Source organism: Chitinophaga oryzae (genome assembly GCF_012516375.2).
Classification (GTDB): Bacteria; Bacteroidota; Bacteroidia; order Chitinophagales; family Chitinophagaceae; genus Chitinophaga; species Chitinophaga oryzae.
This window is the reverse complement of the sequence record NZ_CP051204.2, coordinates 7,609,655-7,632,553: the sequence shown is the minus strand read 5'-3', so window position 1 is coordinate 7,632,553 and position 22,899 is coordinate 7,609,655. Positions and strand designations below refer to the sequence as shown.

Annotated in this window: 20 protein-coding genes; 6 read left to right on the top strand and 14 right to left on the bottom strand. The window is 51.9% G+C overall.

The window, feature by feature from the left end; translation table 11 throughout:
• Positions 1-136 precede the first annotated feature (136 nt).
• Complete coding sequence (locus tag HF324_RS30295) at positions 137-1,063, top strand: FecR family protein (RefSeq protein WP_168861531.1); 927 nt, start codon at positions 137-139, stop codon at positions 1,061-1,063.
• Positions 1,064-1,159: 96 nt separating this feature from the next.
• Here the strand turns inward: HF324_RS30295 and HF324_RS30290 are convergent, their stop codons facing one another.
• The 4 genes from HF324_RS30290 to HF324_RS30275 form a co-directional block, all read right to left on the bottom strand.
• Entirely contained in the window at positions 1,160-1,624 is a 465-nt protein-coding gene (locus tag HF324_RS30290) for a MarR family winged helix-turn-helix transcriptional regulator (RefSeq protein ID WP_168807232.1), read from the bottom strand.
• 232 nt (positions 1,625-1,856) lie between these two features.
• Positions 1,857-3,032: a mannonate dehydratase gene (uxuA, locus tag HF324_RS30285; RefSeq protein ID WP_168807230.1), complete on the bottom strand. Its 1,176-nt coding sequence runs from the start codon at positions 3,030-3,032 to the stop codon at positions 1,857-1,859.
• A gap of 92 nt (positions 3,033-3,124) precedes the next feature.
• Complete coding sequence (locus tag HF324_RS30280; protein WP_168807228.1) at positions 3,125-4,402, bottom strand: glycerate kinase type-2 family protein; 1,278 nt, start codon at positions 4,400-4,402, stop codon at positions 3,125-3,127.
• A 48-nt stretch (positions 4,403-4,450) separates the two neighbouring features.
• The gene (locus tag HF324_RS30275; protein ID WP_168807226.1) at positions 4,451-4,882 is read right to left on the bottom strand and encodes a DUF4890 domain-containing protein; all 432 of its coding nucleotides are present in this window, start codon (positions 4,880-4,882) and stop codon (positions 4,451-4,453) included.
• A gap of 194 nt (positions 4,883-5,076) precedes the next feature.
• Here HF324_RS30275 and HF324_RS30270 point away from each other — a divergent pair, with 194 nt between their 5' ends.
• On the top strand, positions 5,077-8,142 hold the full coding sequence (locus tag HF324_RS30270; RefSeq protein WP_168861530.1) for an amidohydrolase family protein: 3,066 nt from the start codon (positions 5,077-5,079) through the stop codon (positions 8,140-8,142).
• 14 nt (positions 8,143-8,156) lie between these two features.
• Positions 8,157-9,446, top strand: coding sequence for an amidohydrolase family protein (locus HF324_RS30265; protein WP_168861529.1), 1,290 nt, complete (start codon positions 8,157-8,159; stop codon positions 9,444-9,446).
• A gap of 110 nt (positions 9,447-9,556) precedes the next feature.
• On the opposite strand, the gene tyrS is transcribed toward HF324_RS30265, so the two are convergent.
• Entirely contained in the window at positions 9,557-10,837 is a 1,281-nt protein-coding gene (gene tyrS, locus HF324_RS30260; RefSeq protein ID WP_168861528.1) for a tyrosine--tRNA ligase, read from the bottom strand.
• Between the two features lie 179 nt (positions 10,838-11,016).
• On the opposite strand from tyrS, the gene HF324_RS30255 reads away from it, so the two are divergent.
• On the top strand, positions 11,017-11,712 hold the full coding sequence (locus HF324_RS30255; RefSeq protein ID WP_168807210.1) for a TapB family protein: 696 nt from the start codon (positions 11,017-11,019) through the stop codon (positions 11,710-11,712).
• Between the two features lie 60 nt (positions 11,713-11,772).
• Here the strand turns inward: HF324_RS30255 and rfbD are convergent, their stop codons facing one another.
• Genes rfbD through HF324_RS30225 form a run of 6 tightly spaced genes read right to left on the bottom strand, consistent with a single transcriptional unit; the run spans position 11,773 to position 17,711 of the window.
• Entirely contained in the window at positions 11,773-12,639 is an 867-nt protein-coding gene (gene rfbD, locus HF324_RS30250; protein ID WP_168861527.1) for a dTDP-4-dehydrorhamnose reductase, read from the bottom strand.
• 15 nt (positions 12,640-12,654) lie between these two features.
• Positions 12,655-13,209: a dTDP-4-dehydrorhamnose 3,5-epimerase gene (gene rfbC, locus HF324_RS30245; protein WP_168807206.1), complete on the bottom strand. Its 555-nt coding sequence runs from the start codon at positions 13,207-13,209 to the stop codon at positions 12,655-12,657.
• A gap of 8 nt (positions 13,210-13,217) precedes the next feature.
• Positions 13,218-14,273: a dTDP-glucose 4,6-dehydratase gene (gene rfbB, locus HF324_RS30240; protein ID WP_168861526.1), complete on the bottom strand. Its 1,056-nt coding sequence runs from the start codon at positions 14,271-14,273 to the stop codon at positions 13,218-13,220.
• A 22-nt stretch (positions 14,274-14,295) separates the two neighbouring features.
• A complete protein-coding gene (locus HF324_RS30235; protein WP_168807202.1) occupies positions 14,296-15,240 on the bottom strand; it encodes a UDP-glucuronic acid decarboxylase family protein in 945 nt (314 codons plus the stop codon).
• A gap of 24 nt (positions 15,241-15,264) precedes the next feature.
• A complete protein-coding gene (locus HF324_RS30230; protein WP_168861525.1) occupies positions 15,265-16,575 on the bottom strand; it encodes a UDP-glucose dehydrogenase family protein in 1,311 nt (436 codons plus the stop codon).
• The gene (locus tag HF324_RS30225; RefSeq protein ID WP_168861524.1) at positions 16,572-17,711 is read right to left on the bottom strand and encodes a DegT/DnrJ/EryC1/StrS family aminotransferase; all 1,140 of its coding nucleotides are present in this window, start codon (positions 17,709-17,711) and stop codon (positions 16,572-16,574) included. Before HF324_RS30225 ends, HF324_RS30230 begins: the two co-directional genes overlap by 4 nt.
• 110 nt (positions 17,712-17,821) lie before the next feature.
• On the opposite strand from HF324_RS30225, the gene HF324_RS30220 reads away from it, so the two are divergent.
• Positions 17,822-19,081, top strand: coding sequence for a 3-deoxy-D-manno-octulosonic acid transferase (locus tag HF324_RS30220; protein WP_168861523.1), 1,260 nt, complete (start codon positions 17,822-17,824; stop codon positions 19,079-19,081).
• On the opposite strand, the gene HF324_RS30215 is transcribed toward HF324_RS30220, so the two are convergent.
• Positions 19,051-19,959: a DUF8457 domain-containing protein gene (locus HF324_RS30215; protein ID WP_168861522.1), complete on the bottom strand. Its 909-nt coding sequence runs from the start codon at positions 19,957-19,959 to the stop codon at positions 19,051-19,053. The genes HF324_RS30220 and HF324_RS30215 overlap by 31 nt on opposite strands.
• An 89-nt stretch (positions 19,960-20,048) precedes the next feature.
• Here HF324_RS30215 and HF324_RS30210 point away from each other — a divergent pair, with 89 nt between their 5' ends.
• Entirely contained in the window at positions 20,049-20,618 is a 570-nt protein-coding gene (locus HF324_RS30210; RefSeq protein ID WP_168807192.1) for a thymidine kinase, read from the top strand.
• 78 nt (positions 20,619-20,696) lie between these two features.
• On the opposite strand, the gene HF324_RS30205 is transcribed toward HF324_RS30210, so the two are convergent.
• Both HF324_RS30205 and accC read right to left on the bottom strand, forming a co-directional pair.
• A complete protein-coding gene (locus HF324_RS30205) occupies positions 20,697-21,185 on the bottom strand; it encodes a GtrA family protein (RefSeq protein ID WP_168807190.1) in 489 nt (162 codons plus the stop codon).
• Positions 21,186-21,240: 55 nt separating this feature from the next.
• Entirely contained in the window at positions 21,241-22,731 is a 1,491-nt protein-coding gene (accC, locus tag HF324_RS30200; protein ID WP_168807188.1) for an acetyl-CoA carboxylase biotin carboxylase subunit, read from the bottom strand.
• Positions 22,732-22,899 lie beyond the last annotated feature (168 nt).

Genomic DNA, 22,899 nt, shown 5'->3' with positions numbered 1-22,899 from the left:
TCGTTTTTGCCTTTTCGTCTGTATTAAAAATATTAAACCTTCCCGAGGTGGCCTAATTATTTATTCTGTGCTCCGGCTTTTGTATCTTGCCGGTTATACCAGTTTCCCAGCCACAGGACAGTAATCTTTTGCACCTATGCCAGCCGTTGATGAGCTGATTATACGTTTTATTCAAACGCCACATGATCCTGCGTTACAGGAGGCCATTGCTACTTTGGTCGCTGAAAGCCCTGAACAGGCAAGCTATGTGGAAAACAAGCTGGCTGCATGGCTTGCAGCCTCCAATACACCTGTTGCTGCCGCCACTGCGGTGGAAACAACATTGCTGCCGGCTTTCCTGTACTCCGTTAAAACATGGGCCGCAGCGGCAGTATTGATTGTACTGGCAGCTGTCCTGTTTTTGCTACATGTCCGTCAAACACCCCATAAACTGCTTTCTCATGTCAACAATACCGGCCGGATAGATTCCCTGCGTTTTCCGGGCGGATATATGCTACTGAACAAAAACGCGGCCATTTCGTTCGATAGCAGCCGCCGGCAATCTGTGTATGCGGTCGTTTCGGAAGGAGATGTGTTTATAGACCTTGGCAGTAATACATCCTGTACCGTGCTGGTCCCCGGAGATTACCAGCTGGAAACCACAGCCGGGGCTTTTCATGTGCACGCGTCTGCCAGCCGTACCAAAGTGTTTGTCACCCGGGGGGCCATCGGTGTTGCGGGGAAAAGACAGGACACAATGACGCTCACGGCCAGCATGCAGGGAACGCTGGACGGCCGGCGGGCGCCTGCACGAAAGAAGCTGGCCAGCCAGGCTCCGCTGGCATGGAAAACAGGGGAACTGGCTTTCCGCAATGTGCCGGCCGCTGAAATACTGGAAGCGGTGAGTGGAGTGTATGGTATTCAGATTATGGTCCCGCCCTCTGCAGAGAGCCGTTGTACAAAAAAGCTGACGATCAACCTGAACAAAAAAACGGAGAAAGAGACAATTGCATTATTGCAGCAAAGCCTCTCAGCTCACCTGGTAAAAGACAGCATGGACCGGTACTATCTGACGATTAAATAAAACAAGGGACGCCCTGTAGCGCCGGGTAGACCGGGCCGGTGGAGGGATGGGTTAAAGGCTTGGGAATGCTTACAGTACAGGGGTTTTATGGCAGTCTTACAGGTTCAGTCCTGCATGCAGGCGCAGGAGAACCGCTTTTAAGGAGGTGATGTCTTCTTCTCCTACAACATCGATGTAGCTTGCTTCTATTTCTTTGATGGCCTCGGAGGACTCAATCAGCAGCATTTTCCCCATATCGGTGAGGAAGATGAGGCTGGCGCGGTTGTCGGTGTCATGTTTGCGGGTGGCGATGTAGCCATCTGCCTCCAGGTTTTTCACCACTTTGCTCATGGCCTGTTTGCTGATACGGGCTTTTTTAGCCAACTCATTGTTGATCGTGCCGGCATCATCGATGTTGATGAGAACGACCATGTCGCCCGGACGAAAATTTTTGTAGCCCCGTTCCAGCAGTTTTTCTGTCAGGCGCTGGTCGAGATCTTTTTTTACGAGGCTGAGCAGGCGGCCCAGACTGGACTTTCTCCTGGCAAGGGAAGCCTCGTACCTTTCTTCTGTTGTACTCATAAATACTGTATGTAGGTAGGTTTGGTATGTTGAAACAGCGAAGGGCTGACACGGCGTCAACCCTTCGATCAATATGATTATGGTAAAGAACAGTGCTGTTTGTACACGTAATCAGCCATTACGGTATGGTCTCAAATATGCTTTCTGCCCTGGCGTAGCATCTCAGTCCGACGATGGTATTGCTTATCCCCACCCTTACTCTTTGTGCAGACCTGATGCTGGTAGATGTCAGTCAATCAGAGCCTAAAGCCCCCGCGATGCCCATTTCCAGGCCTCTCAGCTCTGCCAGGCCGCGCAGGCGGCCGATAGCGCTGTAACCGGGATTGGTTTTTTTCTGCAGGTCGTCCAGCATCTGGTGCCCATGGTCCGGCCGCATTGGAATGGAAACATTGCGGCGTTTCATGGTGAGCAGGATGTTTTTCACCACGGCAAACATATCGACGTCGCCTTCGAGGTGATTGGCTTCGTGGAAGTTGCCCTGTGCATCACGCTGGGTGCTGCGCAGATGGATGAAATGGATATGATCGCCCAGCCGTTCGATCATGCCCGGCAGATCATTATCAGCGCGTACGCCGTAGGAACCGGTGCAGAAGCACAGTCCGTTGGAGGCGTAAGGAGCAGCTATCAGCAGCTCTTTGGCGTCCTGCTCGGTGCTCACGATACGGGGCAGCCCGAAAATCGGGAACGGAGGATCATCCGGATGGATGGCCAGTTTCACGCCCACTTCTTCCGCTACCGGTGCTATCTGTTGCAGGAAATAGAACAGGTGCAGCTTCAGCTGGGTGGCGTCAATACCTTTGTATTTGTCGAGTGCCTGCTGGAACTGTTCGAGCGTGAAGCTCTCTTCGGAACCGGGCAGGCCGGCGATGATATTTTTCTGTAACAGCTGCCTGGACTCGGCCGTCATGCTGTCGAAATGTTCCTTGGCGCGGGAGATCTCCTCTTCGGTATAATCTTTTTCAGCGTCCGGGCGTTTCAGCATGAACAGGTCGAACGCCATGAACGCTGCTTTTTCGAAACGCAGGGCCCTGGAACCGTCGGCTACTTCGTAGCTCAGGTCTGTACGGGTCCAGTCCAGCACCGGCATGAAATTGTAGGTGACTACATGGATGCCGGCAGCAGCGAGGTTACGGATAGATTGCTGGTAATTGGCAATGTATTCCCGGAAATTACCGCGCTGCGTTTTAATATCTTCATGAACAGGGATGCTCTCTACTACAGACCAGGTAAGGCCTGCCGCTTCGATCTCCGATTTACGCTTTAAAATCTCTTCTGTCGTCCACACTACTCCATTGGGTACATGGTGCAATGCTGTTACGATGCCGGTAGCGCCGGCCTGTTTTATATCAGACAGGCTAACCGGATCATTGGGCCCGAACCATCGCCATGTCTGTTCCATTCTCAGCATAATGCAATATTAGTTTTAGTAAAATCCAGAACTTGTGAATCAAACCCCAAAAATAGAATCTATCAGCAGATAATCAAAGTTTAATAAAGGGTTTATGTAAGCAACACCATCATGAGGTCCATCACGTTGGTTTGCGTAGGCCCTGTAATCAGCAACCCGCCTGCTTTTGAGAAGAATGTCCAGGCGTCCTGCCGTTGCAGGAAATCCCGTGCGTCGAGCTGCAGGGCTGCGGCCCTTTCCAGTGTATGGCCATCGGCGATGGCGCCGGCGGCATTGGTCGGCCCGTCAGTACCATCTGTACCGGCGCTGAGCAGGGTAATGCCTTCATGACCGGCGAGGGCGATAGCAGCGGCCAGCACCAGCTGCTGATTGCGGCCGCCTTTGCCGTTACCGGTAACCTGCACCGTGGTTTCCCCGCCTGCCAGCAAACAGGCCGGCCGCGGTCCTTCATAAGCGAGGGCAGCTGCTGCCAGCGTTTCCGCTACCGTATGGGCATCGCCGGTAGTGTCCGACGCCAACACCTGCGCATGGTAACCCAGGCTGCGCGCTTTGTCAGCCGCGGCTTGCAGGGCAATGTGATTGGTGCCGGCGAGATAGTGATGCACCCTGCTGAAAGAAACATCGCCTGCCTTGGGCGTATCGGGAATAATACCTGCCACCCCGTCGGCGAGGTAACGCCGCAAGGGGAGGGGCAGCTGTTCCGGCAGCCGGTATTTTTCCAGGATAGCCACAGCATCGGCAAACGTAGAAGGGTCGGGCACTGCCGGCCCTGAACCGATTACGCTCAGATCGTCTCCCACCACGTCGCTCAGCACCAGGGCGCATAACGTGGCCGGATATATGTTTTGTGCCAGCCACCCGCCTTTTATTTTAGAGAGATGCTTACGCACGATGTTTATTTCGTGAATACCGGCGCCACTGTTCAGCAACAAGGTGAACACCTGTTGCACGTCCGCCAGTGAACTGCCTTCCGGCACATCGGCCAGCAGCGCGGAAGCGCCGCCCGACAGCAACAGTATCACCACGTCGTTTTCGCCGGCAGCGGCGGCTGTTTCGAGGAAACGGCGGGAAGCTTCCAGGCTGTGTTCATCGGGCACAGGGTGACCGGCTTCCAGCAGCTCCAGGTGCTGCAGCGGCAGGGAATGACCGTATTTGGTAACGATAAAACCCTCCGGACGTAGGTGTCCTTCCAGCACCTTTTCCAGTTCCTGTGCCATTGCGGCGGAAGCCTTGCCGGCACCCAGCACGATCAGGCGCCCCTGTGGGGGCAAAACATAATCATCTCCCGAAATAACAAGGGTGGAAGGGGCTTTTACCTGCACATAACGGCGTATCAGCTGCACCGGATGTACAGCAGATACCGCATGCATGAAAATGGATTGTATGTCTCCGGCTGCTGAGATAGTAATACCTTTTGGTTATGGACGCGTAGCCTGTTTACGTTGTCTTTTCTTTTCCATCTTTTCTTCCAGATGCTCTTTTTTGCTCATCTCCCAGTCATTCCATTTTTTGTACTGGCTGGCGGTAAGCACATTCTTAAAACGCTGGCTGCGTTCTGTCTCCAGCGCTTTGAACTGCTGCATCCGTTCTTTTTTTTGAAGCCCGGTATTAGCGCGAATGGCGTCCATCCGGCGGATAATATCGGCGTTGATGGTGTAAATCTGCTGGTACTGGTCCCGGTTCAGTCCTACCTGTCTGGATATTTTATCGCTGAGCTTATCGGCCCTGCCCTCTACGCCCCAGCGGCCACGGTTATTGGTGCTGTCTTTCGTTTGTGCAGTGGTGGCGAGCCCGATGCCCGTCAGCAGGCAACACAGCAACAGCACCATGGGAAGCGAGAATATCTTCATAGTCAGCTATTATATATGAAATTTAGACAAACTTAACGGGTAAACCCTTGTCAAATTATCCCTTTTTCGTGTTAATGCAAAAACTATTCATCCTTACCACTCATAAAAAAAAGCGTCAATTACTAACACCTCGGTCAATCATTTATTACATTTAAGACCAGCAACTGAAAATCTGAATCGAAAAAAAACCGAACATGAAAAGAGCTTTTGAGAAACCCGGGAGGGCCCTGCTTTCCCGCGGCGTCGCCTATGCCCTGAACCGGCACCGCAGTAAACTGCTGGTGTTCTCGCTACTGTTGGCAGGCTCCTATGCCCATGCACAGGAAACTTTTCCGGTAAACGGAATTGCGGACCCGAAGGACCGGTGTTTCGCTTTTACCCACGCTACCATCGTTAAAGATGCGCAGACAACCCTCAGCAATGCCACGCTGGTGATCCGTGACGGCAAAATCGTTGATGCCGGCCCGGGCGCTGCCATCCCTAAAGACGCAGTGGTGGTGGACTGTAAAGGGAAGTACATCTATCCCTCTTTTGTAGACATCTTCAGCAGCTACGGCCAGGCCGATGTAAAACGTACCGGCGGCAGCTGGAATGCCCCGCCACAGTTCCTATCCAACACCAAAGGAGCCTACGGCTGGAACCAGGCTATTAAGAGCGAAGTAAACGCAGTGGACCTGTTCAGCACCGACGAGTCCAAAGCCGCCACCCTGCGGGAAGCCGGCTTCGGCACAGTAGCCACCCAGCAGATGGACGGCGTGGCCCGCGGCACCGCCGCCCTCGTGACCCTCGCGGCCGACAAGGAAAACAAAGTGATCGTCCGCGAAAAAGTAGCGGCCGGCTACTCCTTCGACAAGGGCAGCTCTACCCAGAACTACCCCAACTCACAAATGGGTTATATCGCCCTGCTGCGCCAAACCTACCTCGATGCACAGTGGTATAAGTCACAACCCGCCAAAGAAGGCGTCAACCTCAGCCTCCAGGCCTGGAACGCCAACCAGCAGCTGCCCCAGATCTTTGAAGTGAAAGATAAATGGGACGCCCTGCGGGCCGACAGAACAGGCGATGAATTCGGCGTGCAATATATCATCAAAGCCAGCGGCAACGAATATCAGCGCATCCGGGAAATAGCGGCTACCAAAGCTACTTTTATCCTGCCGCTGAACTTCCCGGGCGCCATCGATGTGGAAGATCCCAACGACGCCCGCTTTGTATCCCTGTCAGAGATGAAACACTGGGAGATGGCCCCCTCACAGCCTGCCGCTTTCGAGAAAGCCAATATCCCTTTCTGCCTCACCGCGGCTGACCTGAAAGATGTGAAATCTTTCCTGGGCAGCGTACGGAAAGCCATCGAATATGGCCTGAGCGAACAGAAAGCGCTGGAAGCCCTCACCAAAACACCCGCCAGCACCCTCAAAGTGTATGATAAAGTAGGCAGCCTTGAAGCAGGTAAACTGGCCAACTTTCTCATCACCTCCGGTCCTGTGTTTAAAGACAATACCGTCATCCTCCAGAACTGGGTGCAGGGCAACCGCTACCTCGTAAAACAGGATGGATGGAACGATATCCGTGGTATCTATACTGTTAGCCTGTCATCCGGCAACAATATCACCGTAGAAGTGAAAGGCACCGCCACCGCACCGTTGCTGGCAGTATTACAGAAAGACACCCTGCCCGGCCGTATCGATATCAACGATAAGCTGGTCACCCTTTCTTTACCGCTGGTAAAAAACGGCCGCAGCAATGTAAGGCTCAGTGGCCTGATCGGTGAAAATGGCTGGTCCGGTACCGGGGTGGATACCAGCGGCGCCAGCGTGAGATGGAATGCTGCATTTGCCCGCACGGCGCCCGCCAAAAGCGATTCTGCGAAGAAAAACGGCAGCGTGGACATCGGACAGTTGTATTATCCGTTCAGCGGTTATGGCTGGGATAAACTGCCGCAGCAGCAGGACATCCTCATTAAAAACGCCACGGTATGGACCAACGAAAAAGACGGTAAGCTGGAGAATACGGATGTGCTGGTACGCGGCGGCAAGATCGCGCAGATCGGCAAGGGCCTGTCCGCCGGCAATGCCCGTGTGATTGACGGTACCGGCAAACACCTGTCTGCCGGCATCATCGATGAACACTCCCATATCGCTATCTCCAACGGCGTCAACGAATCATCACAGGCCGTTACCGCTGAAGTACGCATCGGCGATGTGCTCAATCCTGATGATGTGAACATCTACCGCCAGCTGAGCGGCGGCGTTACCGCCTCTCATTTGTTGCATGGCAGCGCCAACCCCATCGGCGGCCAGTCACAGCTCATCAAGCTGCGCTGGGGCCAGGATGCGGAAGGGCTGAAAGTGGCCAACTGGGACCCCTTCATCAAATTTGCGCTCGGCGAAAACGTAAAGCAGTCCAACTGGGGCGAACGTAACACCGTACGCTTTCCGCAGACAAGGATGGGCGTAGAGCAAGTATATGTAGATGCGTTTACCCGTGCCCGTGACTATGAAAAGCAGGGGGCCGGCAAACGCCGCGACCTGGAGCTGGACGCACTCGTGGAAATTCTCAACGCCAAACGTTTCATCACCTGTCACTCTTATGTGCAGAGTGAAATCAATATGCTGATGCATGTGGCTGACAGCTTCCGTTTCCGCGTCAACACGTTCACCCATATCCTCGAAGGATATAAAGTGGCCGACAAGATGAAAGCGCATGGCGCCGGCGCCGGCACCTTCGCCGACTGGTGGGCTTACAAAATGGAAGTACAGGACGCTATCCCGTATAACGCAGCCATCATGCACAAAGTGGGCGTGGTGACCGCCATCAACTCCGACGACGCCGAAATGGCCCGCCGCCTGAACCAGGAAGCCGGCAAAATCGTGAAATACGGCGGCGTGCCGGAAGAAGAAGCACTTAAAATGGTGACGCTCAATCCTGCCCGCCTGCTGCATGTGGATAACCGCATGGGTAGCATCAAAGTAGGTAAGGACGCTGACCTGGTGCTCTGGAGCGACCACCCGCTGAGCATCTATGCCAAAGCAGAGAAAACCATCGTAGACGGTATCGTGGAATTTGACCGTGACTATGACCTGCAGCTGCGTCAGCGTATCGCTGCAGAGCGCAACCGGCTGGTGCAGAAACTGCTGGGCGAAAAGAAAAAAGGCACGCCTACACAGAAAGCCGCTTTCACACCGGATGAAATGTACCACTGCGAAGATCTGCAGGCTGGTCATCAGGAAGGCCTCGGAATAACTACCGGCGCCGGGTTCTAAAAAACTGTAACATCATGAAAAGAAGCATATATCTACTGGCCCTGGCTTTCGGCGCAAGTTCCGCTTATGCCCAGGAAACCATTTTGCCGGCCCGCCCGCAGGACAAGCCGGTATATCTCACTAACGCCGTTATCCATGTGGGCAACGGCCAGGTGATCGAAAACGGGACCATCGCTTTCGCCAAAGGTAAAATCACCGCTGTTGGCGCAGGCGTGTCCGCCTCCGGCGATGCTACCGTGCTGGACATGAAAGGACAACATGTGTATCCCGGCATCATCGCGCCGGACACTAAACTGGGCCTCGTGGAGTTTGAAAGCGTAAGAGCCACCATCGACGCCCGCGAGGTAGGAGAAATCAACCCCTCCATCCGCTCTCTCATCTCTTATAATACCGATTCCAAGGTGATCAACACGCTGCGGTCCAACGGTATACTGCTGGCACAGGTAACGCCCGAAGGGGGCATCGTCAGCGGTACCTCCTCCGTCGTGCAACTGGACGCCTGGAACTGGGAAGATGCCGCTTATAAGACGGACAACGCGCTGCATTTCTTTATTCCCCGCCTGGTAAATACCGGCGGCCGTGGTTTCAGAGGCCCGCAGCCCAGAGACCCCGTGAAAGAAGGGCTGGAGAAAGTAGAAGCGGTGCGGGTATTTTTCCGCGAAGCCAAAGCTTACCTGCAGGAAAACAAACATGCCGCCACCAATATCAAATTCGAGGCGATGCGCCGGCTGTTCAACCGCGAGCAGAAGCTGTTCATCCACTGTGAACTGGTAAAGGAAATGCTGATAGCCATCGATTTTGCCAAAGAGTTCAACATGGACGTGGTGATCGTGGGGGGAGCCGACTCCTGGCAGATCACAGACCTGCTGAAGCAAAACAACATCGCCGTGGTGCTCACGCAGCCGCATAGCCTGCCGCTGATGGCCGACGACGATATCGATCAGCCATACAAAACAGCCGCGCAGTTACAGAAAGCCGGTGTGCTGTTCTGCCTGAGCAACGAAGGTTTCTGGCAACAGCGCAATCTCGGCTTTGAAGCCGGTACCGCCAGCGCTTTTGGCCTGAGCCGTGAAGAGGCGCTGTCTGCCGTAACGCTGAATGCCGCTAAGATACTGGGCATCGATAAAATCACCGGCTCACTGGAAACCGGTAAAGACGCCAATATCGCTGTCAGCACCGGCGATATGCTGGATATGAAGTCCAGTGTGATCACCCGCGCTTTTATCCAGGGCCGGGAAATCAACCTGGACAACAAACAGCATCAGCTGTATGAAAAATATCAACAGAAATACCAGATAAAGTAATTACGAATTACGGATTACGAATTACGAATTGAGGGCTTCCTGTTAGAAAGGTTACTTAATAACCGCTCTACAAGGAAGCCCTCAATTCGTAATCCGTAATTCGTAATTGTTTACACTGCTTTTACGAGGAAATAGTTTTTCCCTTTTTGCAGCAGGATATATTTATCCCTGAGTAACGAAGTAGTGTTGACGACCATTTCAATGCCGGGCACTTTTACTTTGTTAACGCTTACACCACCGCCCTGTACTGTTTTGCGGGCTTCTCCCTTGCTGGGGAAGATACCGGTTTCTGCGAGGAAACTAACGATGTCTTTGCCGGCTTCAAGGTCGGCTTTGGCAATTTCGTGCTGTGGAAGTTCTGACGTTACATCCATCAGATCTTCTTCAGACAAAGCGAGGAGCGCTTCTGCGGTGTTTTTATTATAGAGGATGGAAGATGCTTCCACCGCGTTATTATAGGCTTCTTCGCCATGGATGAAAGTAGTTACCTCCTGCGCCAGCCTTTTTTGTAAAACGCGTTTGCCGGTATCCTGGCGGTGTTCTTCAATAAGAGCATCTATCTCTGCTTTCTCCAGGAAGGTGAAAATTTTGATATAGCTTTCTGCGTCTACGTCAGTAGTCCTCAGCCAGAACTGGTAGAACGCATAGGGCGAAGTCCTTTTCGGGTCCAGCCATACGGTGCCTTGTTCGGTTTTACCGAATTTGGTGCCGTCTGCTTTTTTGATCAGCGGGCAGGTAAAGGCGAAAGCCTGGCCTTGCACTTTGCGGCGGATCAGTTCTGTGCCGGTAACGATATTGCCCCATTGGTCGGAGCCGCCCATCTGCAGTTTGCAGTTTTTGGCGGTATACAGATGAAAGAAGTCGTATCCCTGGATGAGCTGATAGGTAAATTCGGTGAAAGACATCCCGTTATCGCCTTCGATTCTTTTTTTCACAGAATCTTTGGCCATCATATAGTTAACAGTGATGTGCTTACCCGTATCGCGGATAAAGTCGAGGAAGGAAATGTGCTGAAACCAGTCGTAGTTATTCACCATTTCCGCCGCATGAGGTTTGGCAGGATCGAAATCCAGGAAGCGCTCGAGTTGTTTACGGATACCTTCCACATTTCTCCGGAGGGTTTCGTCGTCGAGCATTTTCCTTTCTTCTGCCTTGAATGAGGGGTCGCCCACCATACCGGTAGCGCCGCCTACTAACGCCAGGGGCTTATGTCCTGCCTTTTGCAGGTGCACCAGCAGCAGGATGGGTACCAGGCTGCCGATGTGCAATGACTCTGCAGTAGGATCAAAACCAATGTAAGCAGTGGTCATTTCCTTTTGCAGTTGCTCTTCAGTGCCAGGCATCATATCCTGTAGCATACCCCGCCAGCGCAGTTCTTCTATCAGATTCATGATTCAATAACAATTTTTGCAAACCTACACAAAAATGTGGGAACAGGGGAGATAAGGTGTAAAGGACTGTTTTTTCGGCAGGTTACAGAAATGCCGTATTTTTAACCGAAGCCGGTAGCCGGTTGATCACAATCATATTCAGTCATCTTGTTATATATTATCTGCAAAATTTATTTGATATGAAAAAAGGATGGTGTCTTATCCTGCTGTTACTCGTGGCCGGTTCTCTTTCTGCGCAGGATTGCGGCGGTTATTATTACCTGCTGAACAACGCGCAGGTGGAAATGACGGTGTTTGACGGCAGCAATGCGCCGATCGGTAAAACCCTTTATAAGGTGAGCAATGTACGCAAAGAGGCAACGGGTACGGCCTCCGACTTTACGGCGACGGTGTTCGACAAATCCGACAATATGATCACCACCAGCCAGGGCAGCTTCAAATGCACCGGCGACGGGGTGGCCATAGATATGAAGGTAGGTATGCCTTCCCTGTCACAGTTGAAAGACCTGAAGATGGAGGCCAAAACCACCAATGTCTTTCTCAACTATCCGGCAAACATGCAGGCGGGACAGGAACTAAAGGGCGGTACATTTGAAATGGCCGGTAATATGGGCGGCATGGAAGTAGGCGTGGCCTATACCGTGAACAACCGGAAAGTAATGGGCAAAGAGAAGATCACCACACCGGCGGGCAGCTGGAACTGTTTCAAAATCAGTTATAACCTGTCGTTTAAAATGCAGATGCTGGGCAACAGCGTTCCGATGGAACTCACCGCTACGGAATGGTTTGCACCGGGATTCGGGGTAGTGAAAACGATATCTTACAGGGAAGGAAAAGAAGCCGGATCAACGATGATCACCAGTTTCAAAAAATAACCAGATAAAAAAATTCATAAATAAAGAACGGCCTTGTATCACTACAAGGCCGTTCTTTATTTACATCTGCCGGAGGCATTTCACCAGGCTGTCACGCCAGTAGGGGACCTGTATGCCGAAGGTGTTTTTGATTTTTTCTTTATTCAGTACGCTGTAGGCTGGTCTCGCAGCGGCTGTCTTGTACTTGTCAGAAGTCACGGGCAGCACCCTGGTGGTGGCGGCGGTGAGTTCCTTGATCGTAACCGCGAAGTCATACCAGCTGGTAACGCCTTCATTACTGTAGTGGTACACGCCGCCCAGTTCATCCTGTGGATGATCTGCCTTGTATTGCAGGATGTCCAGAATGGCGGTGGCGAGGTCGCCGGCATAGGTGGGCGTGCCCGCCTGGTCAAATACGACGCTCAGTTCCTCTTTTTCCCGCATCAGTTCCTGCATCCGTTTTACGAAATTGACGCCATGCTCGGAGTACAGCCAGGAGGTACGTACCACGATGGTATCGGGATTGTACCCGGTGGCCGCGGCTTCTCCGCGCAGTTTGGAGGCGCCGTAGATGCTCTGCGGGTCGGTATCGTCTGTTTCTGTATAGGGAACGTTCTGTTTTCCGCTGAACACATAATCGGTGGAAATGTGTATCAGCTGCGTGTTGTGCCGGGCGCAGGCTTCCGCCAGTGCCAGCACCGCCTGGAAGTTGAGCAGGAAAGCATTGTCTTCGTCGGATTCTGCTTTGTCCACTGCCGTATAGGCGGCACAGTTAATACAGGCGTCTGCCTGGTGAGTGCTGAACCAGGCGGCTATCGATTCCGTATCAGTGATATCCAGTTCGCCGGCATCGGTAAAATGCAGGTGGAACTGAGGATAGGCTTCGGCCGCTTTTTTCAGGGACTGTCCCAGTTGGCCGTGTCCGCCGGTAACAAGAATATTTTTCATGGCAAATAGCTGCTGTTAAAAGACAAAATTATGGGTAACGTCCGCCAGTTTAGGCAGCAGGAGGTCTTTTTCTGATACCAGTGCCTTCTCCAGGTCAATGCCCCAGTTGATGTTCAGTGCCGGATCATTATAGATAATTCCGCCTTCACTGCTTTTATGATAAAAGTTATCACATTTGTACATCACCTCAGCAGTATCACTGATAACGGCATAACCATGGGCGAAACCTTTTGGTACCAGTAGCTGGAGTTTGTTGGCCGCGCTCAGTTCTATTGCATAGGATTTACCATAAGTTGGAGAACCTGTCCGCAAGTCTACCACGGCGTCCATAATGCTGCCCTCCAGCACCCTGATCAGCTTGGTCTGGGCATGTGGTTCGAGCTGATAGTGCAAACCTCTCAGTACGCCGTAGGTAGAGCGTGCCTGATTGTCCTGTACGAAATTATACTCCAGGCCAGCGGCAAGGAATGTGTTGGCGTTGTAGCTTTCGAAAAAATATCCACGGTGATCTCCGAAGACAGGCGGCTCATATATGATTAATCCGGGAAAGCCGGTTTCTGTAAAAGGCATAACTGTAATTATCGCTTTTGATACTGCTCCTGATAGTATTTCTGATAATTGCCGCTGGTGACGTGCTGCAGCCATTCTTCGTTGGCAAGATACCAATCTACCGTTTTCTCCAGTCCTTCTTCAAACTGAAGGGATGGTTCCCAACCCAGTTCCTTGTTGAGCTTGGTGGCATCAATGGCATAGCGCAGGTCGTGGCCGGCGCGGTCTTTCACATAGGTGATCAGCTGGGCGGAGGTACCTTCGGGGCGGCCCAGTTTTTTGTCCATGATACGGCACAGCAGCTGTATCAGGTCAATATTTTTCCATTCGTTGAAACCGCCGATGTTGTAGGTTTCGCCGATCCTTCCCTTGTGGAAGATGGTATCGATGGCGCGGGCATGGTCGTTGACATACAACCAGTCGCGAACATTCTCTCCTTTACCATATACGGGCACCGGCTTATTGTTTTTGATATTATGGATGGCCAGCGGGATCAGTTTCTCCGGAAAATGATGTGACCCGTAGTTATTGGAACAGTTGGAGATAATGGCCGGGAGATGATAAGTGTGATAATATGCCATCACAAAGTGATCGGAGCTGGCCTTGGAGGCTGAATACGGCGAACGCGGATCGTAAGCAGTCGTTTCATGGAAAAGTCCTTCCTCGCCAAGCGAACCGTACACCTCGTCGGTAGACACATGATAAAACAGTTTGTTTTCCATGTTGTCTTTCCAGTATTTACGGGCGATGTTCAATAATACGGCCGTCCCCAGCACATTGGTTTTGATGAAAGCCAGCGGGTCCATAATAGAACGGTCCACATGGCTTTCTGCAGCGAGATGTATCACACCATCAAACTGGTACTTCCCGAAAAGCTGATCGATAAAGGCTTCGTCTGTAATATCTCCCTTTTCAAAAATATAATTAGGGAGATCTTTAACATCCAGCAGGTTTTCGAGATTACCGGCATAGGTCAGCGCATCCAGGTTCACGATCTGGTAGTCGGGATACTTTGTAACAAATAATCTGACTACATGTGAACCGATGAAGCCTGCTCCACCTGTAATTAGTATGCTTCGTTTCATGGAATGATGAATAGTTGTTTTCTTATTTTAATAATGCCTGTTTGAAATATTCGAAGGTGATCTTCAGGCCTTCCTGTCTGCCTACCTTCGGTTCCCAGCCCAGCAGGGTCCGGGCTTTGGTGATGTCCGGCTGCCGTTGTTTCGGATCGTCTTTTGGTAACGGATGATAAACGATCTTCTGTTTGGAGCCTGTCAGTGCAATAATTTCTTCCGCAAACTGGTTGAGCGTGATCTCTTCCGGGTTCCCGATGTTTACCGGCAGATGGTAGTCGCTCAGCAGCAGGCGGTAAATGCCTTCGATGAGATCGTCTACATAACAGAAGGAACGGGTTTGTTTGCCGTCGCCAAACACTGTCAGGTCCTGCCCGCTCAGCGCCTGGCTCATAAAGGCCGGTAAAGCGCGGCCGTCATTGAGGCGCATGCGTGGGCCGTAGGTATTAAAGATACGGACGATCCGGGTTTCCACGCCATGGAAATTATGATAGGCCATTGTAATGGACTCCAGGAATCTTTTAGCCTCGTCATATACACCGCGCGGGCCTACAGGGTTTACATTACCCCAGTATTCCTCTGTTTGCGGATGTACATTGGGATCGCCATATACTTCGGAAGTGGAAGCCACAAGGATGCGGGCTTTCTTTTCCTTAGCCAACCCCAGCAGGTTATGTGTACCCAGCGATCCTACCTTCAGGGTCTGGATCGGCATTTTCAGGTAGTCGATCGGGCTGGCCGGCGATGCGAAATTCAGGATATAATCCAGTTTTCCCGGAACATGGACAAATTTGGTAACGTCGTGATGATAGTATTCAAAGTCCTGTAGGGGAAACAGGTGTTCTATATTTTTGATATTCCCGGTGAGGAGGTTGTCCATGGCAATCACATGAAAGCCTTCCTTAATGAAGCGATCGCAGAGATGCGAGCCCAGGAAGCCGGCTGCGCCGGCTATGAGGATTCTCTTTTTTTCCATTTATTAAAGGTATGTAATGATCGGTTAAGCGATGGCAGCGCGACCAACGCTCTCATAATGGTATCCCATTTCTCTCATGCGCGCTACTTCAAAAAGATTACGGCCGTCGAAAATCGCTTTGTGTTTCAGGGCAGCGGAGATTTTGTGGAAATCCGGTGTCCTGAACACGCTCCATTCTGTGGCGATGATCAGTGCGTCCGCCTGCTCAAGGCAGGTGTACTGGTGCTCTGCATAAGTTATTTTATCGCCTACGATCTGTTTAACATTTTCCATGGCTTCGGGGTCAAACACCGTAATCGTGGCGCCGGCAGCCAGCAGTGCATCGATGATGTACAAGGCAGGCGCTTCCCGGATATCGTCTGTGTTGGGCTTGAAGGCCAGTCCCCATAAAGCGAAGTGTTTGCCTTTCAGGTCATCGTTAAAATAGGCTTTTATTTTGGGCAACAGAAACAGTTTCTGTTTTTCGTTAACATCCATCACGGCGTTCAGTATACGGAAGTCGTAGTTGACGTCTTCAGACGATTTTACCAGAGCCTGCACGTCTTTCGGGAAACAGCTGCCGCCGTAACCGATACCGGGAAACAGGAACCGTTTTCCGATGCGGTCGTCGCTGCCGATACCCCTGCGGACCATGTCTACGTCGGCCCCCAGTTTTTCACACAGCACGGCTATCTCATTCATAAAAGAGATTTTAGTGGCGAGGAAAGAGTTGGCGGCGTATTTGGTCAGCTCGGCGGATTTTTCATCCATATATATGATCGGGTTGCCCTGCCTTACAAAAGGGGCATAGAGCTCACCCATAACTTTGCGAGCCCGTTCGGAATTAGTGCCGATAACCACACGGTCGGGTTTCATAAAATCGTCAACAGCCACACCTTCCCGCAGAAATTCCGGGTTGGACACTACGTCAAAAGGCGATTTACAGTTTTTAGCGATAGCCGCCGTTACTTTTTCAGCGGTACCTACAGGCACGGTGCTTTTATCTACGATTACCTTGTAATCGGTCATCAGTTTACCCAGCTGTTCTGCCACTTTCAGTACAAAAGACAGGTCGGCAGCGCCATCCGCGCCAGGAGGTGTTGGTAATGCCAGAAAAATAACTTCTGCATCACGGATGCCTTCTTCCAGGCTGGTGGTAAAAAATAAACGTTCTTCCTTGAGGTTACGTTCAAACAGTTTTTCCAGTCCGGGCTCATAAATAGTGATCTGACCGGAAGAAAGCTTTGTTACTTTGTTGACATCGATATCTACGCAGGTAACATCATTTCCTGTTTCTGCGAAACAGGTACCGGTTACCAGTCCTACGTAACCAGTGCCTACTACTGTAATCTTCATGCTGGGGAATTGTTTAGAAATGATTTGATAGAATGAATAATGTGATCTAACTGATCTTTGTCCATTTCAGTGTGTATCGGCAAGGAAATCACCCTGGTGGTGAGATTATCGGTTACGGGTAAGTCAAAGGCTGCGCCGCCAAAATGCTCGAACATCTTCTGGCGGTGAGCCGGCACAGGGTAATAGATCATGGCAGGCACCTGCTTTGTTGCCAGGTATTCCTGCAGCTTGTTTCTGTCTGCGCCATTCAGTTGGAGGGTATATTGATGAAACACATGGTAGCTGTTGGGGGCGCGGTAAGGTGTGGTGACCTGCGGCATATCGGCAAAAGCGGCGTCGTAGGCGTCTGCCACGGCTCTGCGGGCATTGATGTATTCATCCAGCAGCGGCAGTTTGATACGCAATACGGCTGCCTGTACGGAGTCGAGGCGGGAGTTGACCCCTACCACATCGTGATAGTAACGGGCTGACTGGCCATGGTTGGCCACCATCCTGATTTTGGCCGCCAGCGCATCGTCGTTGGTGAACAGGGCGCCGCCGTCGCCATAGCATCCCAGGTTTTTGGAAGGGAAGAAAGAGGTGCAGCCGATATGGCCAATGGTGCCGGCTTTCTTCACGCTGCCGTCTGCAAAAGTATAGTTGCCGCCGATGGCCTGTGCGTTATCTTCGATCACGTACAGGTTATGTTTGGCTGCCACCGCCATCAGCGGTTCCATGTCTGCCACATGACCGTAAAGATGTACTGGTACGATCGCTTTTGTTTTAGGGGTGATGGCTTTTTCCACTGCCGCCACATCGAGACAGTAAGTCTGCGGGTCCACGTCCACGAATACAGGCTTCAGCTGCAACAGGGCGATCACTTCGGCGGTAGCGATAAAAGTAAAGGAAGGGGTAATCACTTCGTCACCGGGCTGCAGGTCCAGTGCCATCATCGCTATCTGTAAGGCATCGGTGCCGTTGGCGCAGGGAATCACATGTTTGATGTCCAGATACTGCTGCAGCTCTTCCGCAAATTTCTGCACCGCTCCGCCATTGATAAAAGCAGCGGATTCCAGCACTTCCTGGATGGCGGCATCCACTTGCGGTTTAATCTTCGTATACTGGCGTTTCAAGTCAACCATCTGAATAGGCACCATATGCTATGTATATTTTTATTTTGTTTAAAGTGTGCAAATTTACAAATTTTGGGATTGGGTGGGGATTATCTTTGCAGGACGATTAAATTTCAGTAAAAGTACGCAGGCGAATGTTAGCAAGGGCAATTTATGATACCGGTATCCGGCTGTACAGGGCAGGAGTAGGTTTGGCAGCCATGGGCGGCAAAAAGAAGGCATCTTTATGGCTGGATGGCCGTCAACACTGGCGTTCCCGGATGGAGCAGGCCGGTATGGGCCGGCACCCGCTGATTTGGGTACATGCCGCCTCCCTCGGGGAGTTTGAACAGGGCCGGCCGGTACTGGAGGCGCTCCGGCGGCAATATCCCGGCTATAAAATTTTGTTAACATTTTTTTCCCCCTCCGGCTACGAAGTGAGAAAAGACTACCCCGGCGCCGATTACATATACTACCTACCACTGGATACCCGCCGCAATGCACGGGATTTCATCAGCATCGCCCGGCCGGCGCTGGCGCTTTTTATTAAATATGAGTTCTGGTATCATTTCCTCACGGAACTGTATACACGAAAAATACCGGTACTGCTCGTTTCGGGTATTTTCCGGGAAAACCAGCTCTTTTTTAAAGGCTATGGCGGCATGTTCCGCCGGCTGTTACAGCAGCTGACCCACATCTTCGTGCAAAATGAAAGCTCCATGCGCCTGTTGCAGGGCATCGGCATCCGTACGGCCAGCATCAGCGGGGATACACGGTTTGACCGGGTGGCGGCGCTGCTCACGGAGCAAGCAGCTTTACCGCTGGTGGCGCAGTTGGCGGGCAACAGCCACCTGCTCGTGGCAGGCAGCACCTGGCCGGAAGACGAACAGCTGCTGGCATCATGGTGGCGGCAAACAACCCGCCCCGGCATGAAAATGATCATCGCGCCCCATGAAATCCATGAATCCCATATCCGGCAGGTACAGGCCCTTTTCCCGGAAGCGGTGACCTACTCCGCACTGAAAGCGGGCGCCCCGCCTGCAGACGTGCTCATTATTGATAATATCGGGATGTTAACCACCCTGTACCGCTATGCCTATGTGGCTTACGTAGGCGGCGGCTTCGGAAAAGACGGTATCCACAATCTGCTGGAACCGGCGGTATACAGCAAACCGGTGATCATAGGACCGGAATACAGCAAATACTTTGAAGCCGTGGAACTGGTGGCGCTCAAAGGCGCCCTGGTGGTGTCAGGACTTACCAACCTGGAAGACTATATGCAGCGGCTGCTGAACGAGCCTGCTTTTTATGAGGAAACCGCTTCCATAGCGGGCAACTATGTAAAGGACAATAAAGGGGCTACGGAGAAAATCCTGCAATATATTCAGGAGAACCGCTTTCTCAACAGGGAATAGAAGTGTTTTACCAGGTGGTGGTCGTCCTGCCATCCCTGGATGATCTTGATCTCCCGCTGTATCCAGTAATCGGCTTCCTGCAGGGAGTTAAACTCATTGATGGTTTTGACGGAACGTTCGTAGAGATCGGTATCGCCGCGGAACAGTTCCTGGATGAACTGGTACTTGTCGTTGATGCCAATGGCGGCGCGCAGGTCTTTTACCGGCATGTCCCCCAGTTTCTGGGCTACTTCCATTTGTTGCTGCCGCAGGCGGTCATTCAGGGAGAGACCGCTATGGTTGCCTACCAGTTCGTTCAGGTCTTTGCGGATACCATGTGTATCAGGTACTGCATGCGCCTTTGCCTGTGTTTGTACCGGTGATGGTGCAGGTGTGGGGGCAGGAGCAGGAGCCGGTACGGGTTCCGGTTCGGGTGCCTGGTCGAACAGTGTAGCGGGAGGGGGCGCTTTTTCCTTTTCTTTTTCCCTGGCAGGGACTTCCCTGGAAGCGGGTTCCGGTAACGGTTCCCTGGCGGCGGGAGGGGGCATACTGGCTGCCAGCGTAGGGATCGGCTGGGCCGTTATCACCGGTTCCGGTTTGGAAGGAACAGGGTCTGCTGTCACAGCGGATTGTGGATAACCTGCAGCCGGGACTTCCGGTTTATCTGCCGGTAATGTTGTAGTTTGCGCTGCGGTTGTAACCGGTACGGACATGGGGGGCTGCACGGGCATGATCACAGCAATGTCTTGTCTGTTCTGCATTTCCTGCTGCTGTTGTTTGTTGCGCACATACAACACCTCCGCCTGCAGCAACTGTACATAGTAAGATATCGCCTGCAGGTCTGCACCGGAATTTTTCAATTCCTGTAACTTCTCAATTAATGCATTTATTTTTTCCATGCCTTAATTGTTAACGCTTAGTGATAGGAATTATTTTATTTGGATAAAATTAGCGTATTTTAATTAATTAATAATCAAAATAATACAATATGTTTATTGAACCTTCTCTTGCAGGAGGACGGAGAGGCTGGATCGAGGTAATATGCGGCTCTATGTTCTCGGGAAAAACCGAAGAGCTCATCCGCCGCCTGAAGCGTGCCCGTATCGCCAATTTAAAGGTAGAGATCTTTAAACCGGTGATTGACACACGTTATGACGAAGGTAGCATTGTATCGCACGACGAGAATAAAATTGTTTCCACGCCTATCGACAACTCACAGCAGATGCTGCTGCTGGCGCAGGACGTAGATGTGGTGGGAATAGACGAGGCGCAGTTTTTTGATGCGGAACTGCCCAATGTATGTGATAAACTGGCATTACAGGGTATTCGGGTGATCGTGGCGGGGCTGGACATGGATTATACCGGGAAGCCCTTCGGGCAGATGCCGTTTATGCTGGCCAAGGCCGATTATATCACCAAACTGCACGCCATCTGCGTGTGTTGCGGAAATATCGCCAACTACTCTTACCGCAAATCTGCGGAAACAGAAACATTGCTGCTGGGGGAAAAAGACCTGTACGAACCCCGCTGCCGGCATTGTTATTATGAAGTGAAATAACAGGATCATCCATAAAAAAGCAGGCCGGTCTCCCTGGGGACCGGCCTGCTTTTTTTAAAATATGTCAACTCCGGGATGTCAACCCGCGGATTGCTGTTTTACTTTGAACGTGAATTTTTTCTGGGTAAGGTAGCTGAAGATGACCACCAGCGCGGTGGTGAAGATTTTACCGATGGTAGGGTAGAAGTGCAGCCTGTCTACAAACAGCTTCATCAGGAAGTAGTTGAGCAGGATGCAGATACCTACCAGCAGGAAATAACGGAACAGCTGTACCCGGCCCCTGAGATTGGACTCGGAGAACACCACGTACTTGCTCAGAAGGAAGCCTGTGGGGAAAGTCACGGCCATCGACATAAACAGGGCAGCGATGTGCGCGCTGATATCAATAAAAGGCAGATGGATCATCTCCTTCTGTAATACAAAATTGTAACAGATGAAGTACAAAAGGATATCCATCGCCGTATTCCCGCCACCACAGGCGAGGTAGCGGAAGGTCTGCCGGGGCATTACCCGGGCAAACGGCTGATAGAAGAAGTCGATGATATGTAGTATGATCCTGCGTAACATGTTAAAACTGGCGCAAATTTAGTCGTTTTAGGATTTTCCGGGCACCTATTTAAACTTATCTTAACATATTTCTCTTTTTCCAGGCAGATGGGGGTTGCTTTTCATAACCGGTCGCTGACTGTAAAGCTACGGTTTGTTGCTGCCACACCTGCGCAGCCAGGACGGCAGCCAGTTTGTCTATCTCCGGACGCTCTGCCAGCAAGGCTTGCGGCGTATAATATTTATTGATAAAATTGGTATCAAAACGGCCTTCAATAAACGCAGGTTGCTGCAGGGCCCAGTGACCGAAGGGCAGTGTGGTGCGGATGCCTTTCACCTGGTATTCTTCGATGGCGCGGATCAGCCGGTGGCGGGCTTCTTCACGGGTGCTGCCCCAGGCGATCAGTTTGGCGATCATCGGGTCATAGAAGATGGGGATGTCCATACCTTGTTCATAGCCATCGTCTACCCGTACGCCGTATCCCTGCGGTCGGATGTAGGTTTCCAGGCGGCCGGTGTCGGGCAGAAAGTTGTTGGCCGGGTCTTCGGCGCATATACGCAGTTCTATCGCATGTCCGTTGATCGTAAGGTCTTCCTGGGAGAACGACAGCTTTTCGCCGCGGGCCACCTTTATCTGTTCCTTCACCAGGTCGAGGCCGGTGATCAGCTCAGTGACAGGGTGTTCTACCTGCAGGCGGGTGTTCATCTCGAGGAAGTAGAAGTTCAGCTGCTCGTCTACCAGGAACTCTACGGTGCCGGCACCGTAATAATTACAGGCTTTGGCCACATCCACGGCGCATTTTCCCATAGCGGCCCTGATGGCGGGCGTCAGCACAGAAGATGGCGCTTCTTCTATCAGTTTCTGGTGCCGGCGCTGGATAGAGCATTCCCGCTCGAACAGGTATACGCAGTTGCCATGCTGGTCGCCCAGTATCTGTATTTCAATGTGGCGGGGAGCGCCGACATATTTTTCAATGAAAACGGCATCGTCGCCGAAGGCACTGAGGGCTTCGCTTTTAGCCAGGCGGATCTGTTCTTCCAGTTCTTCCGGGGCGTTGACTACGCGCATGCCTTTGCCGCCGCCGCCGGCGGAAGCTTTGATCAGGATCGGGAAACCGGTTTTCTTCACTACCTCCCGCGCTTCTTCCACGCTGCGGAGGGGCGTTTCAGTGCCCGGTACCATCGGTACCCCGAATTTTTGTGCCGCCTGTTTGGCCGCCAGCTTGCTGCCCATCGTTTCAATGGAAGCAGCCGCAGGGCCGATAAAAGTGATACCGGCATCGGCCACCAGTTGCGCGAAACGCGCATTTTCACTCAGAAACCCGTAGCCCGGATGGATACCGTCTGCCCCGCGCTCTTTGGCCACCGCAATAATTTTTTCCCCCAGCAGGTATGACTGGCTGGAAGGCGCAGGTCCTATACACACCGCTTCGTCGGCATATTGTACAAAAGGCATGGTGCGGTCAGCTTCTGAATACACGGCCACTGTCTTGATTCCCATCTCACGGGCAGAACGCATAATACGCAAGGCTATTTCTCCACGATTGGCTACCAGGATCTTTTTCATGCAAAATTTTTAACAAGCAGCTAATATAAGCAATTACGAATTACGAATTACGAATTACGAATGGAGGGCTTCCTTACAGAGCGATTCGTTAGTAATCTTGCTATAGGAGGACTCTTCATTCGTAATTCGTAATTCGTAATTCGTAATTCGTAATTCGTAATTCGTAAT